General features: G+C 52.3%; 15 protein-coding genes, 2 tRNA genes and 1 pseudogene. 11 read left to right on the plus strand and 7 right to left on the minus strand.

What is annotated here, in order from left to right; translation table 11 throughout:
• Nucleotides 1-20: 20 nt before the first annotated feature.
• The 9 genes from clpP (at nt 21) to BOW06_RS06970 (ending at nt 10,510) form a co-directional block, all read left to right on the plus strand.
• Entirely contained in the window at nt 21-650 is a 630-nt protein-coding gene (clpP, locus tag BOW06_RS06930; RefSeq protein WP_078455135.1) for an ATP-dependent Clp endopeptidase proteolytic subunit ClpP, read from the plus strand.
• A 234-nt stretch (nt 651-884) separates the two neighbouring features.
• A complete protein-coding gene (clpX, locus tag BOW06_RS06935; RefSeq protein WP_043118570.1) occupies nt 885-2,162 on the plus strand; it encodes an ATP-dependent Clp protease ATP-binding subunit ClpX in 1,278 nt (425 codons plus the stop codon).
• A gap of 76 nt (nt 2,163-2,238) precedes the next feature.
• Complete coding sequence (gene lon, locus BOW06_RS06940) at nt 2,239-4,677, plus strand: endopeptidase La (protein WP_043118572.1); 2,439 nt, start codon at nt 2,239-2,241, stop codon at nt 4,675-4,677.
• Nucleotides 4,678-4,973: 296 nt separating this feature from the next.
• A complete protein-coding gene (hbs, locus tag BOW06_RS06945; protein ID WP_043118574.1) occupies nt 4,974-5,246 on the plus strand; it encodes a non-specific DNA-binding protein Hbs in 273 nt (90 codons plus the stop codon).
• Between the two features lie 15 nt (nt 5,247-5,261).
• Nucleotides 5,262-5,337, plus strand: a tRNA-Val gene (locus BOW06_RS06950).
• Nucleotides 5,338-5,343: 6 nt separating this feature from the next.
• Nucleotides 5,344-5,420, plus strand: a tRNA-Asp gene (locus tag BOW06_RS06955).
• A 75-nt stretch (nt 5,421-5,495) separates the two neighbouring features.
• Complete coding sequence (locus BOW06_RS06960; protein WP_043118575.1) at nt 5,496-7,385, plus strand: SurA N-terminal domain-containing protein; 1,890 nt, start codon at nt 5,496-5,498, stop codon at nt 7,383-7,385.
• Nucleotides 7,386-7,433: 48 nt separating this feature from the next.
• Nucleotides 7,434-8,840 carry a glutamate--tRNA ligase gene (gene gltX, locus BOW06_RS06965; RefSeq protein ID WP_043118578.1) on the plus strand — a complete coding sequence of 469 codons (1,407 nt, stop codon included), beginning with the start codon at nt 7,434-7,436 and terminating at the stop codon, nt 8,838-8,840.
• Complete coding sequence (locus BOW06_RS06970) at nt 8,840-10,510, plus strand: glutamine--tRNA ligase/YqeY domain fusion protein (protein ID WP_043118581.1); 1,671 nt, start codon at nt 8,840-8,842, stop codon at nt 10,508-10,510. Before gltX ends, BOW06_RS06970 begins: the two co-directional genes overlap by 1 nt.
• A gap of 58 nt (nt 10,511-10,568) precedes the next feature.
• Here BOW06_RS06970 and BOW06_RS06975 read toward each other — a convergent pair.
• From BOW06_RS06975 to BOW06_RS06990, 4 genes and pseudogenes are all read right to left on the minus strand, one after another.
• Nucleotides 10,569-11,470 (minus strand): annotated as a pseudogene (locus BOW06_RS06975) (patatin-like phospholipase family protein).
• On the minus strand, nt 11,470-12,096 hold the full coding sequence (locus BOW06_RS06980) for a NapC/NirT family cytochrome c (protein ID WP_143555818.1): 627 nt from the start codon (nt 12,094-12,096) through the stop codon (nt 11,470-11,472). Before BOW06_RS06980 ends, BOW06_RS06975 begins: the two are co-directional and overlap by 1 nt.
• Nucleotides 12,097-12,171: 75 nt before the next feature.
• Nucleotides 12,172-12,642, minus strand: coding sequence for a c-type cytochrome (locus tag BOW06_RS06985; protein ID WP_078454586.1), 471 nt, complete (start codon nt 12,640-12,642; stop codon nt 12,172-12,174).
• Nucleotides 12,639-12,872: a hypothetical protein gene (locus BOW06_RS06990; RefSeq protein WP_078455212.1), complete on the minus strand. Its 234-nt coding sequence runs from the start codon at nt 12,870-12,872 to the stop codon at nt 12,639-12,641. Before BOW06_RS06990 ends, BOW06_RS06985 begins: the two co-directional genes overlap by 4 nt.
• Nucleotides 12,873-13,122: 250 nt before the next feature.
• On the opposite strand from BOW06_RS06990, the gene gmk reads away from it, so the two are divergent.
• On the plus strand, nt 13,123-13,716 hold the full coding sequence (gene gmk / locus BOW06_RS06995) for a guanylate kinase (RefSeq protein ID WP_043118590.1): 594 nt from the start codon (nt 13,123-13,125) through the stop codon (nt 13,714-13,716).
• On the opposite strand, the gene BOW06_RS07000 is transcribed toward gmk, so the two are convergent.
• Nucleotides 13,713-13,979, minus strand: a complete 267-nt coding sequence (locus BOW06_RS07000) for a glutaredoxin family protein (RefSeq protein ID WP_043118592.1) — start codon at nt 13,977-13,979, stop codon at nt 13,713-13,715. The genes gmk and BOW06_RS07000 overlap by 4 nt on opposite strands.
• A 27-nt stretch (nt 13,980-14,006) precedes the next feature.
• On the minus strand, nt 14,007-14,888 hold the full coding sequence (locus BOW06_RS07005; protein ID WP_043118596.1) for a phosphoribosylaminoimidazolesuccinocarboxamide synthase: 882 nt from the start codon (nt 14,886-14,888) through the stop codon (nt 14,007-14,009).
• A gap of 146 nt (nt 14,889-15,034) precedes the next feature.
• Here BOW06_RS07005 and BOW06_RS07010 point away from each other — a divergent pair, with 146 nt between their 5' ends.
• Nucleotides 15,035-15,457 (plus strand): hypothetical protein, encoded by a 423-nt coding sequence (locus BOW06_RS07010; RefSeq protein ID WP_043118600.1) that lies wholly within the window; start codon nt 15,035-15,037, stop codon nt 15,455-15,457.
• 5 nt (nt 15,458-15,462) lie between these two features.
• Here the strand turns inward: BOW06_RS07010 and BOW06_RS07015 are convergent, their stop codons facing one another.
• Nucleotides 15,463-16,632 carry an MFS transporter gene (locus BOW06_RS07015; protein WP_179115857.1) on the minus strand — a complete coding sequence of 390 codons (1,170 nt, stop codon included), beginning with the start codon at nt 16,630-16,632 and terminating at the stop codon, nt 15,463-15,465.
• Between the last annotated feature and the right edge of the window lie 46 nt (nt 16,633-16,678).

Raw genomic sequence — 16,678 nt, forward strand, 5'->3', positions numbered from 1 at the left:
CCACAGGGGTGGAAACAGGCATGAGTGATATTCATAACAACGGCGCACTGGAAACCAGCAATATCGGGCTGGTCCCGATGGTTGTCGAGCAAACATCCAGAGGCGAACGTGCCTATGATATCTACTCCAGGCTACTGAAAGAGCGGGTTATTTTCGTAGTCGGTCCTATCGAGGACCACATGGCGAACCTGATCGTTGCGCAGCTGCTGTTTCTCGAGTCCGAGAATCCTGACAAGGATATCCATCTCTACATCAACTCTCCTGGCGGATCTGTCACTGCCGGACTGGCAATCTACGACACCATGCAGTTCATCAAGTCGCATGTCAGTACCATGTGTATTGGCCAGGCTGCGAGCATGGGCGCTGTATTGCTGGCCGCAGGTGAGGCGGGCAAACGCTACTGTTTGCCGCATTCACGTACCATGATCCACCAGCCGCTGGGCGGTTACCAGGGTCAGGCGACTGATATCGAGATTCATGCCAAGGAGATCCTCCTGGTGCGTGAAAAGCTCAACCAGATTCTTGCCAGTCACACTGGCCAGTCAATTGAGAAGATTGGCGAGGATACCGAGCGCGATAACTTCATGAGCGCCGAGGAATCAGTTGAATACGGCCTGATTGACCAGGTTCTCAACGAGCGTCCTGCCTGATAAAAACAGGCATCCCCACCCGGACTTCGTATTTTCGTCACCCCGGGCATGACCGGGGGTCCCTTCGGAACCGCGCACACACTCCTGGAAACCGGCTCAAGGCCGGTATGACGGGATGAATGCCACATTATCCTGTAATCCCCTGCAAAGCAGGCGGGTAGCCAAATGTTTGCCTTCTGCAAAGAATGGGATAATATGTTCTCTATACGTCTATTTACTAAAGTAGTTGATTGAATGAGTGACGACAAAACAAAATCTGGCGACGACAAGCTTCTCTACTGCTCTTTCTGCGGAAAAAGCCAGCACGAGGTGCGTAAACTGATCGCCGGGCCTTCCGTATTCGTCTGTGATGAATGCGTTGAACTCTGTAACGATATTATTCGTGAAGAGATGCAGGAAGCGGCATCTGAAGAGTCAGAGTCGCTGCCCAAGCCATATGAACTGAATTCACGCCTTGACGAGTACGTCATCGGCCAGGCACGCGCCAAAAAAGTCCTCTCTGTCGCGGTCTACAACCACTACAAGCGTCTCAACGCGGAAGTGAAAGAGGGTGACGTCGAAATTACCAAGAGTAATATTCTGCTCATCGGTCCGACCGGTTCAGGTAAAACACTGCTGGCCGAGACGCTCGCGCGCCTGCTCAATGTGCCTTTCACGATTGCAGATGCAACAACCCTGACTGAAGCGGGCTATGTTGGCGAAGATGTCGAGAACATTATTCAGAAGCTGCTGCAGAAGTGTGACTATGATGTCGACAAGGCGCAGTCCGGTATCGTCTACATCGACGAAATCGACAAGATTTCACGCAAATCCGACAACCCTTCGATCACCCGCGACGTTTCCGGTGAAGGTGTACAGCAGGCACTGCTGAAGCTGATCGAAGGCACCGTTGCATCGGTACCACCGCAGGGTGGACGCAAGCATCCCCAGCAGGAGTTTCTGCAGGTTGATACCTCAAATATCCTTTTTATCGTTGGCGGCGCTTTTTCCGGCCTCGAGAAGGTTATTCGTGACCGTTCCGAGAAGGGCGGCATTGGATTCTCTGCAGATGTTCGCAGCAAGGACGAAGAGCGCAATCTTGGTGAAGTTTTCTCCGATGTTGAGGCGGAAGACCTGATCAAGTACGGACTGATCCCCGAATTTGTCGGTCGTTTGCCCGTGGTTGCCACGCTCGAGGAACTCGACGAGGAAGCACTGGTGCGGATTCTGACCGAGCCGAAAAATGCGTTGACCAAGCAGTACGGAAAACTTTTCGAGATGGAAGGATGCGGACTCGAAGTGCGTCCGGATGCCCTGCATGCGATTGCATGCAAGGCGATGGAGCGCAAAACAGGCGCGCGTGGATTGCGCACAATTCTCGAGCAGATCCTGCTCGATACCATGTACGACATCCCCTCCATGGATAACGTCAGTAAAGTCGTGGTTGATGAAGCGGTTGTTTCCGGCGACACTGACCCCTATATAATTATCGAGGGCGGTGACAGCCAGGTAGCAGCATCTGCGGATGCCTGACAACCAGGTTCCAGCCAATCCTCCCCGATTCAATTCTCCCCACTAAAGGGGAGAAACTGCATTAGCCGAGGTGCACATGGCAGGACAGAGTTCCAAAAAAGAGATTACAGAGATTCCGGCAGATGTCGCGGTATTGCCGCTGCGTGACGTCGTTGTCTATCCGCACATGGTTATCCCGCTTTTCGTGGGGCGCGAAAAATCGATTCGCGCACTCGATTATGCGACCCGTAACGATCAGCCGATCCTGCTCGTTGCCCAGCGCGACGCCGACCTTGAGGATCCGCAGGTCGAACAGCTTTACGAGATCGGTACACTGGCCAACATCCTGCAGCTGCTGAAGCTGCCTGATGGAACTGTCAAGGTGCTGGTTGAGGGCGTGTTCCGCGTCAACGTAGGCGAATTCACAGATACTGAAGAGTTTTTCCGCGCATCTCCCACGGCCGTCAAAGAGCAGCTGACAATCGATGAGCAGGAGATGGAAGTGCTGATGCGTTCGGCAACTTCGCTGTTCGACGACTACGTCAAGCTCAACAAGAAAGTTCCGCCTGAGGTGCTGACATCGCTGGCGAGTATTGATGACCCAAGTCGCCTCGCTGACACCATGGCAGCGCACATGGCGCTGAAGCTCGACGAGAAACAGCAGGTTCTCGAAATCTCCAACATCCAGCTTCGTCTTGAGCACCTGATGGGGCTGATGGAAGGTGAAAATGACGTACTGCAGCTCGAGAAGCGGATTCGTGGCCGCGTCAAGCAGCAGATGGAAAAGAACCAGCGCGAGTACTATCTGAATGAGCAGATGAAGGCGATTCAGAAAGAGCTCGGCGAGATGGAAGACGCGCCTAACGAAATCGAGGAACTCACCGAGCGTATCGAGAAGGCAGGAATGCCGAAAGAGGTGAAGGAGAAGGCGATCACCGAGCTTAACAAGCTCAAGATGATGTCGCCGATGTCGGCGGAAGCGACGGTTGTACGCAATTATCTCGATACCCTGACAGATGTTCCCTGGAAAAAACGTACCCGCATCAAGAATGATATCGGTGTGGCTGAAGAGGTTCTGGATGCTGATCACTATGGCCTGGAGAAGGTCAAGGAACGCATTCTCGAGTATCTCGCTGTACAGCAACGTGTACGTAAGCTGAAAGGCCCCATTCTCTGCCTTGTCGGTCCACCCGGCGTGGGCAAGACCTCACTTGGCCAGTCGATTGCACGTTCAACCGGACGAAAGTTTGTCCGTATGGCACTTGGTGGCGTACGTGATGAGGCCGAGATTCGCGGCCACAGGCGAACCTATATCGGAGCACTGCCAGGCAAAATCGTACAAAACCTGAGTCGTGTCGGAACCAAAAACCCGTTCTTCCTGCTCGATGAAATCGACAAGATGGCGATGGATTTCCGTGGCGACCCGGCCTCTGCACTGCTTGAAGTGCTCGACCCTGAACAAAACCACACCTTCCAGGATCACTACCTTGAAGTTGATGTTGATCTCTCCGAAGTGATGTTCGTTGCCACTGCAAACAGTATGAATATCCCGCCGGCGCTGCTTGATCGTATGGAGGTGATTCGTCTCTCCGGCTATACGGAAGATGAGAAGGTCAATATCGCCCGGAACTATCTCGTCGAGAAACAGAAAGAGAACAACGGTCTCAAGAAAGAAGAGCTCGTTATCACCGAGGCCACACTGCGTGACATCGTGCGTTACTACACACGTGAGGCGGGTGTACGTAATCTCGAACGTGAAATCGCCAAGATCTGCCGCAAGGTGGTCAAGGACCTGCTACTGAAGAAGACGAAGGCGAAAAAGGTCAAGGTGACACCGGCGCAACTTGAAAAGTACCTGGGCGTCAAACGCTTCAGCTTTGGTGTGGCGGATGAAAATGACCTGGTTGGCCAGGTTACCGGACTTGCATGGACTGAAGTCGGTGGTGAACTGCTGCGTATCGAGGCGGTACCGGTGCCGGGCAAGGGCGGTATGATCCAGACCGGACAGCTTGGTGATGTCATGAAAGAGTCGATTCATGCAGCCATGACAGTTGTACGTAGCCGTGCCGAGACACTCGGTATTGCACCAGACTTCTACCAGAAGCAGGAGGCGCATATACACGTGCCTGAAGGTGCAACTCCAAAGGATGGACCGAGTGCTGGTATTGGTATGTGTACTGCTCTGGTTTCTGCACTGACAGGCATCCCGGTGAAGGCGGACGTTGCCATGACGGGTGAGATTACCCTGCGTGGTGAAGTATTGCCGATCGGAGGTCTCAAGGAGAAACTGCTCGCTGCACACCGTGGAGGTATCAAGACGGTTGTAATTCCCGAGGAGAATGAGAAGGATCTTGTCGAGATTCCAAAGAACGTCAAGGAAGGTCTCGACATCCGACCGGTCAAGTGGATCGATGAGGTATTCGATATTGCACTGACACGTCGTCCGGAGCCAGCCGAAGTGGTTGCAGCAGCACCTGCCAAATCACGCACCACAAAGAAGCGTTCGGCGCGCAAGGGCAGTGTCACCAAGCATTAATTAGTGCTATTCAGGATGACCCTTACAAGCAGCCATGGATGGCTGCTTTCTTGGTTAAGGATGGTAGATATGCGGTAACAAGAAAAATGTTATTGGGCGGCGAATTGTCATGAAATATATGCAAGCCATTGATGCTCAAATGATTGTTGCACAGCAACTATGTCAGACCCTTTTCCCTAGAGAAAAAATAAGCCTTTTACAAGCTTGACACCTGCAAGATAGATGTGTGTAATCACGCATTCGGGTATAAATTACAAAGCTAACCCGATACCACTTCATAAGAGGATAAAAATATCATGAACAAGAGTGAACTTGTCGACGCCATTGCCGACTCTGCAGATATCTCAAAAGCATCAGCCGCACGTGCACTTGACGGTGCAATTGACGCCATTACTGGTGCTCTGAAAGATGGGGACACAGTATCTGTTATTGGTTTTGGAACCTTCCAGGTTCGTGACCGTGCAGCACGTACAGGCCGCAACCCGCGCACCGGTGAAGAGATCAAAATAGCAGCTTCAAAAAATCCTGCATTTAAGGCTGGTAAAGCACTTAAGGATGCAGTAAACTAGCGCGCCTCAGCATAAGGGTGCTTAGCTCAGCTGGGAGAGCATCGCCCTTACAAGGCGAGGGTCGGGGGTTCGATCCCCTCAGCACCCACCATTTATTGGAGCGGTAGTTCAGTTGGTTAGAATACCGGCCTGTCACGCCGGGGGTCGCGGGTTCGAGTCCCGTCCGCTCCGCCACCTTGAAGAATTGGGGCATCCGCATGGATGCCCCATTTTTTTTGCATAAACAGACAGACAAAGCAGGTTAATAGCATGTTGCAAGCAATTAGGGATAAGGCACAGGGCTGGATTGCCTGGGTAATCGTCGGCTTCATATCCATTCCGTTCGCCCTGTGGGGGATACAGGAATACCTTGGTGTGAGTGGTGAACCGGTTGCCGCCAAGGTTGCGGGATCAGAAATCTCGCAGCGGCAACTCGAGTCCAGTATCGAACGCTTTCGCAGTCAGCTACGTGAAGTTTTTGGCGGAAAAATTCCCGAGGCCTATTCTGATGAAGCGTTGCGCAAGCAGGTACTCGATGGAATGATCAGCGACTACCTTGTTAGTGGCCATGCACAACAGCAAGGTATTCGTGCGGGTGACGGCATGGTCCGGGAAGAGATTCGCCAGTATCCTACTTTCCAGAAAGATGGAAAATTCGATGCCGACTTGTACAAATTAAGCCTGCAGCAGCAGGGGCGCTCACCTGCCCAGTTTGAAAATCTGATCCGTCAGGATATTTCAGTCGATGTGCTGCGCCGTGCTGTCAGTGACACTTCCATTGTCAGCGATGCCGAACTGGATAGTTATATCAGTCTCAAGGAGCAGCAGCGATTGATCTCCTACCTGGTTGTAACCAATGATCAGGATGCAGATACTGAGCTGGTAACCGATGCAGAGATTCGTGCCTGGTACGATGAAAATCCTGCAAACTACATGCAACCTGAACAGGTTCGCCTTGAATACCTAGAACTGAGTCGCGACATTATCGCCAGTGACATCTCGATCGATCCTGCTGCCATTCAGACCTATTACAATGATCATCAGCAGAGCTGGACTGCAGATGAGAAGCGCAGCATGCGTCATATTCTCTTTACTGTAGACAGCAAGCAATCAGATGCGGAAGCAAAGGCTGCGGCCGAGGCAGTACTTGCACAGCTGCACGATGGTGCAGATTTTGCACAACTGGCACAAGAGCACTCAGCTGATCCGGGTTCTGCGAACGCCGGTGGTGATCTCGGCGTGGTTGACAAAGGTGTGATGGTCAAGCCGTTCGAGGATGCTGCCTTTGCTCTTGAGAAGGGACAAATCAGCGAACTGGTACGTTCACGTTTTGGATACCACATTATTGAAGTAACCGACATCGAGGGTGGTGGTGTGAAGCCTCTTGCTGATGTTGAAGAGAGTATTCGTACACAGCTGCAGCAGGATGAGGCAGAACGTCTCTTTTACGACTATGCAGAACAGCTGGCGAATCTTGTTTATGATTCACCCGATTCACTCGTACCCGCTGCAGAAGCTCTTGGCGTGAAGGTGCAGGAGAGCGACTGGCTGGCACGCACTGGTAATCCCGAAGGTATCGGAACATCCAAGGTGATGCTTGCTGCATTTGGCGATGACGTAAAAGAGCAGGGCTACAACAGTGAAGTGATTGAGCTCGATACCGAGAAAGTCGTCGTGGTTCGACTGCTGGAGCATCGTGATGTTGCCACCAAGCCGTTTGAAGAAGTCAGCGACCTGATTCGCCAGCAGCTTGAGCTTAAGGCTAAATCAGAAATCGCATCGAAAAAAGCAGCCACCTTACTTACTCGTCTTGAGGCGGGAGAAACAATCGATGTTGTTGCACAGAGTGAGGGTCTGGATGTTGAGGCTGACAAACAGGTGTCACGTGACACCAGTGATATCCCGAGCACAATTATCAGCGCTGCATTTGCTCTGCAGCAAAGCGGTGAGCAGTCTGCCTACACCACGGCAGCACTTGTGACAGGCAATCACGCCGTAATTGAACTCAAGTCAGTGACTGATGGAGATGTCGCTGCGACTGGCGAAGCGGCACGCAATGAACTGAGCAAGCAACTTGCTGACACACGTGGCAAAAAAGCGTTATCTGCCTATATCGAGTGGCTCAGGGATACTAACGATATTGAAATTCTTTCAGAATAATCTGGCCGACAGTTTTGCTCACCCTGTTACGGGTGACATGGAGAAATCATGACAATTCGTACCAGGTTTGCACCCAGCCCGACAGGTTTTCTGCATGTTGGCGGTGCACGAACAGCGCTATTTTCCTGGCTTTATGCACGCCGCCATGGCGGGCAGTTCGTTCTGCGTATCGAAGATACAGACCTGGAGCGTTCCACGCGTGAGTCGGTCAACGCCATTCTTGAGGGCATGACCTGGCTGGGCCTGGAATATGATGAAGGTCCGCTCTACCAGACAGAGCGTTTTGAACACTATGATGCCGCCATCGACAAACTGCTTGAGAGCGGGCAGGCGTATCGTTGTAACTGCTCGAAAGAGCGTCTCGACGAGATTCGTGATGAGCAGATGCGTAACAAGCAGAAGCCACGGTACGATGGTCACTGCCGTGAAGCACAGGTCTCTACCGATGAGCCGCATGTTATCCGTTTTCGCAATCCTGATGATGGTGACGTCTGTTTTACCGACCTGGTACGCGGTGAACTTGCCTTCAGTAATAACGAGCTTGATGATCTGATTATCCGCCGTACCGATGGTTCACCGACTTACAACCTGACTGTTGTTGTTGATGATGCCGATATGGAGATCACACATGTTATCCGCGGCGATGATCATCTCAACAACACACCGCGACAGATCAATATGCTCCGGGCGCTTGAGTTGCCTGTTCCTGAATACGCACACGTCCCGATGATCCTTGGCGATGACGGCGCGCGTTTGTCGAAACGCCATGGAGCTGTCAGCGTCATGCAGTACATGGAAAATGGTTACCTGCCTGAGGCACTGCTCAACTACCTGGTGCGACTCGGCTGGTCACATGGTGACCAGGAGATATTCTCACTCGACGAGATGGTCCAGTTGTTCAGTGTCGAGGGGATCAATCGTGCTGCATCGAGTTTCAATACCGAAAAACTCAACTGGCTGAATCAGCAATACATCAAGGATAACGATCCTGCACGTGTTGCACGTCTGCTGTCCGGACATCTTGGCAAGCGTGATATTGATCCGGCGATGGGTCCCGATCTTGTTGCCGTGGTCGAGGCACAACGTGAGCGAGCAACCACCCTTGAGGAACTCGCCGACATCTCTCTCTTCTACTACAGTGATCCGGAGTCATACAGTTCCAAGGCATCTGCCAAAGCGTTAAAGCCGGCAGCACTGGAACCGCTGAGAATGGCAGGTGAACAACTGGCTAAACTTGAGAACTGGGAGCGTGAGGCGATTCATGCTGTCATCAAGAGCACGGTAGAGAAACTGGATACCGGGTTTGGCAAGGTTGCGATGCCGTTACGCGCAGCCGTAACTGATGGTGCGCCATCTCCCGAACTGGACCTGACACTCTTCCTGATTGGACGTGGTGCAGTTATCAGGCGTATCGACAACGCGATTGCGCATATTGAAGCCATGGGTGAAGCCTGATGTCAGAGACGACAAACACAGTGCCAGGCAACTTTATTCGCACGATCATTGACGAGGAACTCGCTGCCGGTAAGCACGACAAGGTGGCAACCCGTTTTCCGCCGGAACCCAATGGTTACCTGCATATTGGTCATGCCAAGTCGATTGTTCTCAATTTTGGCATCGCCAGCGACTACCAGGGCACCTGTAACCTGCGTTTCGATGACACCAATCCGCACAAGGAGAACAAGGAGTTTGTCGAGGCAATCAAGAAAGACGTCGAGTGGCTTGGCTACAAATGGGATGCGCTCTATTTTGCTTCCGACTATTTCGAACAACTTTATGGCTTCGCTGTCGAATTGATCGAGCAGGGCAAGGCCTATGTCTGTGAACTGAATGCCGAACAGATGCGTGAGTATCGCGGTACCCTGACCGAACCCGGCAAAGAGAGTCCTTACCGCAGCCGTTCAGTCGAGGAGAATCTCGAGTTGTTCAAGCAGATGCGTTCCGGTGATTTCGAGGACGGATCCAAGGTGCTGCGCGCCAAGATCGATATGGCGGCTCCCAACCTCAACATGCGTGACCCGGTGCTGTATCGCATTCGCCACGGCGTAATTCATCACCAGACAGGTGCCGAGTGGGTGCTCTACCCGATGTATGATTTTACCCACCCGATCTCTGATGCGATCGAGGGGATCACGCATTCTCTGTGTACGCTTGAGTTTGAGGATCATCGTCCCCTGTATGACTGGGTACTGGATAACATCTCCATCGAGTGCCATCCGCGCCAGATCGAATTTTCACGTCTCAACCTGCAGTACACGGTAATGAGCAAGCGCAAGCTCACACAACTGGTTGACGAGAATCTTGTTGAAGGCTGGAGTGATCCGCGCATGCCGACCATTGCAGGATTGCGACGCCGCGGTTACACGCCGGTGGCCTTGCGTGAGTTCGCAAAACGCATCGGTGTGACCAAGTCGGATAACAGTATCGAGATGGAACTTCTCGAGGCCTGTATACGTGAAGACCTCGACCGCTGCGCACCGCGTCGCATGGCAGTTCTCAATCCGCTCAAGGTGACCATCACCAACTATCCTGAAGGCGAGTCTGAGGAGTTGCCGGCAGCGAATCATCCCAAGGATGAGTCGATGGGCCAGCGGCCGGTTAAGCTGACCCGCGAGGTTTATATCGACAGGGATGACTTTATCGAAGTCAGGCCCAACAAGAAATGGAAACGCCTGGTCGCTGGTGAAGAAGTCAGGCTGCGTAATGCCTATGTGATTCGTTGTGACGAAGTGATCAAGGATGATAGCGGCGAGATTGTTGAGCTTAAATGCAGCTACGATCCGGATACGCTTGGTGCCAATCCACCAGACAGAAAGATCAAGGGCGTTATTCACTGGGTATCTGCAAGCCACAGTGAACCAGCAGAAGTGCGTCTCTACGATCGCCTGCTGGACCATCCTGCACCGGATGCCGACAAGACAGTTGAGGACTGGAAGCAGCACCTCAACGCCAATTCCCTCGTCACTTGCGAGAATGCACGCGTCGAGGCGTCACTTGTCGATGCAACTGCCGGACAGCAGTTCCAGTTTGAGCGCGAAGGCTATTTCTGCCGTGATTCGGATAGTGGAGGCGAACGCCTGATCTTCAATCGCGTTGTGACCTTGCGGGATTCCTGGGGCAAGTAAGGCTTTTCAGACCGGTCAATGCCGGGGTGACGAAATCCTACCCTTGGGACGGCCCGAATTACTCCGATTCTATCTTTTCCAGGTTCTTCTGCGTCACCCTGTAACCGAAATCAATCAGCATCTCTGCCTTGTAGAATTCGTAGATGGTGCAGATATTAATCGGTATCTTGATCAGCATGTCAGGATGGTAGGCGGCAAGCTGAAAACGCGTAATCAGTGCCTGCATGGTATCGATGGATCGGCTGATAATTTCCAGGCTGTCCATATCCTGATGCTCTGGATGCGGCGACTTGAGCTGCAAATTTTCAAGAAAGCTGTCGATATTGCGCCTGTACCAGTTGTTGTTGGGATTGCTCTTTTCAGGCACTGCTTGTGATGATTCCCTGTTGACAAGATCGTGACGTACCGGGGCTCCTGCGTCAACGGCGAATGTGAATTGTGTGTTGTCTCGTACAGTCGGTGCGATGGGGACCGGGTTGACGAGGCCACCATCAAGAAGCATGCGTCCGCCTGAATAGACGGGCGTAAATAGTGTCGGTATGGCAATGGATGCCCGTATCGCATCGAACAGGGGGCCAGACTTTAACCAGACTTCACGCTGCCGGTTGATATCCGATGCGACGGCCGTGTACGAGATCGGCAGGGATTCAATCTGGTATTCGCCTACCATGTCGCGCAATACAGAGATGATCTTTTCTCCCCTGAAGATGCCGGCACCGATACCGAAGCCCGGGTCAAGTAGCCTGATGACATCCAGTTTCTCGAGAGCGCATACCCACTTGGCGTAGGCTTCGAGCTTGCCAGTGGCGTAGATGCCACCAATCACAGAGCGCCCATCGATGAACCTGATATTGACTCGATAGTGTAGCCATTCTCTTCCAGACAGCGGATCACACCGATGTGAGCAATGCCGCGCGCACCACCACTGCCAAGAACCAGGGAAACGCTTTTATCTTTCATTATCTGAGTCTATCCTTTCCGGCGGGCGAGATAAACCAGACCTGCTGATTAGTCACATCCTCTTCGTCAGCAAGCGGATTTTTGTGAGCAATGCCCTTGTGGCAGTCGATGCAGGTTTCCTCACCCTTTTCTATCGCTTCCTGCATTTTCTCGGCTGATCTGCGGCGCTGTTCATGGAAGTTCATCGATTCATAGCTGTGGCAGTTTCGGCACTCATGTGAATCGCTGGCTTCCATGCTTTCCCACACGCGTTCTGCCATGGCAAGACGGTGTTGTTCATACTTTTCTGATGTGTCGATTGTGCCGGCAAGGTGGTGAAAGAGTTCATTGGTTGCCCGAATTTTGCGCAACAACTTGGGGAAAAACTCTTTGGGGACATGACAGTCCGAGCATATGGCACGCACACCAGATGCATTTGTGAAATGCACGGACTCCTTGTATTCGGCGTATGCGTAATCATTCATTTCATGACAGGAGATACAAAATTCAAGTGTGTTGGTTCGATCCATACTCCAGTTCAAACCATTCCATAGCAGGGTTCCTATCACTATACCGACGATCAGAATCAGGCCCCATCCATAACGTGTTGTGGGGCGAAAAAACCATTTCAGGAATTTCTTGATCAAGGTGTTTACTCATGTTGACCGGTGTGGCGTCAAGGCCACACCGGCGAAATGAATCGGCATTATCGAATGCGCTGATTACTCTTTTGGCAGTGTTTGGAGATATGCCAGGATATCGACAGAAACCTGCAGGTCAAAAGCACGCATTGCCGGCATTTTCTCGTCTGGCTGGCCGTTCAGAGTTTTCTGGATGATTTCCCAGGGGTTCTTGTTGGCCAGTTTGCCAAGTGGAGGCATATCTTTTGGCATCATGTCGTCCTTGCCGTGGCAGCCTGCGCAGACTGTACCGTAATAACGTGAGCCATTTGCTGCATCACCATTTGCTTTTTTTGATTCGCGCTCAATCACAGCGTCAATATCGATTTGGCCCTTGGTAACAAAGTCTGCGAGGTCGGTGAAGTCCTGTTCATCCATTTTTCCTGCAAAGCCGTGAGTTGCATCTTTCATTGCTGCAATGACGACTGCATTATCGGCACCCTGCAGGTGCGTGAGGCCGCCAATGCCGGTTTTATAGGAGCCGGATGCATAGGCACCATCCTTGCCCATCATGTCCCATCCGTGACAGGACTTGCATCTGTGTGTTGTATCGCCTTTTTTCTTGGTATTTGATGCCGGCCAGGCGGGGTGGGTGTCTGCAGGTTTCTCTGCACCAATAAAATAACTTTGAACCACTTGTCATAGAGTTTGCCGCCGCGTGCAATCGAGGCATCGTCGGCAAAGACAAGAACGGGTTGGAACATCAGGGCTGCAGCAAGAGTTGAAAAAATTATTGTTTTCATTTGAAGGCCTCGGCTTTGGTGAGTTTGATCGTATTGTGGATAATCCACTGATAGTTAAGACCAGCTTCTTTATGGCTGGATTGCAATCAATCGCTTTCGATTGATAATTATCAGTATAGCCCATGAAGAGTAAGGTAATGACAAAATCTTCAAGTAAGGTACAGGTTCGGTTATCAATACTTCAGTCAGTAATAGAAAACGCGTACAATCTTTTTTCTAATCATTCCCTCCATCTGAAATAGTGTGAATCATGCAAGAAGGAACTCTCTATATTGTCTCGGCACCCTCCGGTGCAGGAAAAACATCACTCCTGAAAGTGCTGGTTGATGGCCGCGATGACCTGAATGTCTGTGTGTCACATACGACCCGTGCGCCACGTCCGGGAGAAGAGACAGGTGTGCACTACCATTTTGTCGGCGTTGATACATTTCAGCAGATGGTTGCCGATGACGAGTTTCTTGAGCATGCACAGGTGTTCGACAACTTTTATGGTACGGCAGAGTCGTCAGTCCGCAGGGAACTGGAAGCGGGCAGGGACGTGATCCTGGAGATTGACTGGCAGGGTGCGCGCCAGGTGCGTGAACGCTTTCCAGAAGCAGTTTCCATCTTTATCGTACCGCCGAGCGTGGAGGCCTTGCACGAGCGCCTCTCCGGGCGTGGTCAGGATAGTGAAGAGATTATTGAACGTCGCATGCGTGATGCGATGAGCGAGATGTCGCATCACCAGGAGTATGACTTCATTGTCGTCAATGATACGTTCGATGTCGCCGTGGAAGATTTGCGTGCGATCGTTCGTACCCAGCAGCTGACAGCAGGCCGCCAGGTCGATTCTGTACCCGCTTAAGTCCGCAGCGACACACCTGCTTCTTCAAGCAGCTTTTTCAGACGCTTCTCATCGTAGCCGAAGAGTTTGCGTTTGCCGACGGTGATCACAGGTACGCCTCGTGCCTTGAGACGCTGAAACTCGGCCCAGGCACGATGGTTATTCTCTATATCGAACTCCTGGAAACGCACACCCCATTTTTTCATCGCCTGTTTTGCCTGCCTGCAGTGACTGCAGGCGCGCGTGGTGTAGATAGCGATACGAGGTGTCTTTCCCTGGTTCATGATAGAGAGGGTTTAGCCGTGACCAGCTTACCTGGTCAGGATTTCCTCGGCCTCGGCGTACTTGGCCGCTGTCTTTTCAATGATCTCCGCCGGCAGCTCGGGTCCGGGTGCTTGCTTGTCCCAGTCGAGTGTTTCCAGGTAGTCGCGCACGATCTGCTTGTCGAAGCTTGGCGGACTGCTGCCGGGCTGGTATTGGTCGACAGGCCAGAAGCGCGATGAATCCGGGGTCAGTACCTCGTCGATCAGGTAGAGGGTGCCTTCATCATCAACACCGAATTCGAACTTGGTGTCGGCAATGATGATGCCGCGCTTGCGTGCGTAGTCTGCCGCCTCGGTGTAGATTTTCAGGCTCGTGTCGCGAACCTGTGTAGCCATCTTTTCACCCAGCAGTTCGATAGTCTGTTCGTAGCTGATATTTTCGTCATGCCCACCCACGGCAGCCTTGGTTGACGGGGTATAGATAGGTTCAGGCAGCTTGTCAGCCTGCTGCAGGCCAGTCGGTAGCTCAATGCCACAGACAGAACCTGTTTTCTGATAATCCTTCCAGCCCGAACCAATCAGGTAGCCGCGCACGATTGCCTCGACCGGCAGTGCCTTGAGGCGCTTGACGATAATCGCCCTGTCACCGAGTTGTTCGCGTTGTGCCGCATCGGGAACGACTGATTTCAGTGGCATGTCACTGAGATGGTTGGGAACAATATTCTTTGTGCGATCAAACCAGAAATTGGCGACACGGGTCAGGACTTCGCCCTTGCCGGGAATCGGCTGTGGCAGGATGACATCAAATGCCGACAGGCGGTCGCTGCTGACGATCAGCATGTGCGCGTCGTCGATGGCGTAGATATCCCTCACTTTACCGCTGTGCAGGAGTTCAAGGTGTGGCAGATCTGATTTGAGTAGTACTGTCATTATGGCTGTCAATATTTCAGAGCAAGGATCGGATTGTATCCATAAATATCCCGTCAGGGTAGAGATTCTGACTTTTTCCCCTGAAAGGGGGGTGCTATGCTTTGTGGACAAGGTTTCTGCCTCAAAATTGTTAAAGAGTGAGAGAGATGTCCGATTTTCTGACCGCATTCAAGGGAAGATTTGTTTCCACGCTGCGTTGGCCGCAACTCGATGAGCTGTGGCAGCAATTGCGTAACGATGCAGATGGCGGCTGGTATCTCTACTCGGTAGGCAACCCGCCACCATCACAGCCGTCTGACGAGGCGGGAGTTAGCAGTTTTATCGATGAGATGGATGAGATTCTGCGCACAGGGCACAAGGAGGATTATTGCGGTATTGTCTATGCTGATGACTTGCGTAATCCCTCGCTTGTCAAAATCTACGATCCGGGTAACCTCGGAGTTTCATGCGGATATTCAGACAATCCGCCGCCCCCGGGCTGGGTCATGAGTAAACTGCCTCCCGCGGATATTCTGCCGCCTGTGAAAAAGAAAAAGTGGCAGATCTGGGGTGGTCTCGGCAAGCGTTGACTATTTCACTTTTCCTTTGAATCTTCCAGCGCCGGCTCCTGTTTCAGCTCATGTATCAGGAACAGGGTGAAAATGATCAGGCCGCTGCACAGGAAGATGACACTCTCCCAGTCTGAATTTGCGTAGACCCGGCTCGGTATGTGTGAGCCGAGTGCCCCGCCTGTGTAGTAGAACGCAAGGTAGAGACCATTAATGACGCCGTGATGATGATCCAGGCTGCGATTGAGCAGTCCGGTCAGCGTTGTGTGGACAAGGAACATGCCGCCACAGAAGAAAAAGAGACTGCCAACTGCATAGAGATAGTCGTCCTTGAGCAGGGTCACGGTGCCGATGATGTACATCAGCAACCCGGAGATCACCAGGCGCGTCTCCGGCTTGAAGCGTGCCTTGAGCCTGCGGATGTTCAGGCTGACTATCAGGCCAACCAGGTAACCGAGGTAGAGCAGTCCCAGTTCGATATTCGTGACCAGGGGATCGATACGGCGCATTTCGAACGGCAGCAGGGTCGTAACTGCGGTGAATATAAAGAAGACGATAAAGGTCGTTGTATAGGCGGCGCGAAAACGGGGCAGGGCGAAGATATCTTTAGCAATAGACCAGCGAATCCGTGCAAAACCGGCACCTGCCTCACGTGGTAGCTTGTGCAGGGCAGGAATTGCGCAGAGATAGAGGAACGCCATTACCAGCGGTGGAGAGACGAGGTCGAAGGATTCAGACACCCAGCCCGCCATCATGCGACCAAAGAAGCCACCAATGATGGTACCGGCTATATAGAGCCCCATGGCATGCGGGCGAGCACTCTTTTCTACCGTGGCCGAAGCGTAGGTCATTGCTGCAGTCATCAGTGCCGGCAGCAGTAGTCCCAATGCCACACGGGCAGCAAACCAGTTGCTGTAATCAGGCATGGCCCACATCCACAACTGGGTGATTGCGATACCAATCGCAGAGACATACAACATGGTGCGTGTCGAGACACCCTCAAGCAGATACCCATAGGCAATCGGCATGAGGCCAAGTGGTAGCAGTGTTGCCGTCATCAGCAGGGCGGTATCGGCGGATTCGATTTCAAACAGGTCAGTCAGTGATGGCAACAGTGGCTGTGGTAGGTGTAGTGCTGCCGGGGCAAGCAATGCCAGGTAGAGGATGACCAGGGGTGGGCGTGTGTACAATATCAATTCGCGTCGTAGATCTATTCGGGAGACTGCAATGAGGGGGAATTCT

The sequence above is a fragment of the Solemya velum gill symbiont genome, from assembly GCF_002020255.1.
GTDB lineage: Bacteria > Pseudomonadota > Gammaproteobacteria > Chromatiales > Chromatiaceae.

Coding starts and splice junctions, on each gene's coding strand:
- clpP (WP_078455135.1), top strand. CDS start 21: ATGAGTGATATTCATAACAACGGCGCACTGGAAACCAGCAATATCGGG.
- clpX (WP_043118570.1), top strand. CDS start 885: ATGAGTGACGACAAAACAAAATCTGGCGACGACAAGCTTCTCTACTGC.
- lon (WP_043118572.1), top strand. CDS start 2,239: ATGGCAGGACAGAGTTCCAAAAAAGAGATTACAGAGATTCCGGCAGAT.
- hbs (WP_043118574.1), top strand. CDS start 4,974: ATGAACAAGAGTGAACTTGTCGACGCCATTGCCGACTCTGCAGATATC.
- BOW06_RS06960 (WP_043118575.1), top strand. CDS start 5,496: ATGTTGCAAGCAATTAGGGATAAGGCACAGGGCTGGATTGCCTGGGTA.
- gltX (WP_043118578.1), top strand. CDS start 7,434: ATGACAATTCGTACCAGGTTTGCACCCAGCCCGACAGGTTTTCTGCAT.
- BOW06_RS06970 (WP_043118581.1), top strand. CDS start 8,840: ATGTCAGAGACGACAAACACAGTGCCAGGCAACTTTATTCGCACGATC.
- BOW06_RS06985 (WP_078454586.1), bottom strand. CDS start 12,642: ATGATGGGCAAGGATGGTGCCTATGCATCCGGCTCCTATAAAACCGGC.
- BOW06_RS06990 (WP_078455212.1), bottom strand. CDS start 12,872: ATGAAAACAATAATTTTTTCAACTCTTGCTGCAGCCCTGATGTTCCAA.
- gmk (WP_043118590.1), top strand. CDS start 13,123: ATGCAAGAAGGAACTCTCTATATTGTCTCGGCACCCTCCGGTGCAGGA.
- BOW06_RS07000 (WP_043118592.1), bottom strand. CDS start 13,979: ATGAACCAGGGAAAGACACCTCGTATCGCTATCTACACCACGCGCGCC.
- BOW06_RS07005 (WP_043118596.1), bottom strand. CDS start 14,888: ATGACAGTACTACTCAAATCAGATCTGCCACACCTTGAACTCCTGCAC.
- BOW06_RS07010 (WP_043118600.1), top strand. CDS start 15,035: ATGTCCGATTTTCTGACCGCATTCAAGGGAAGATTTGTTTCCACGCTG.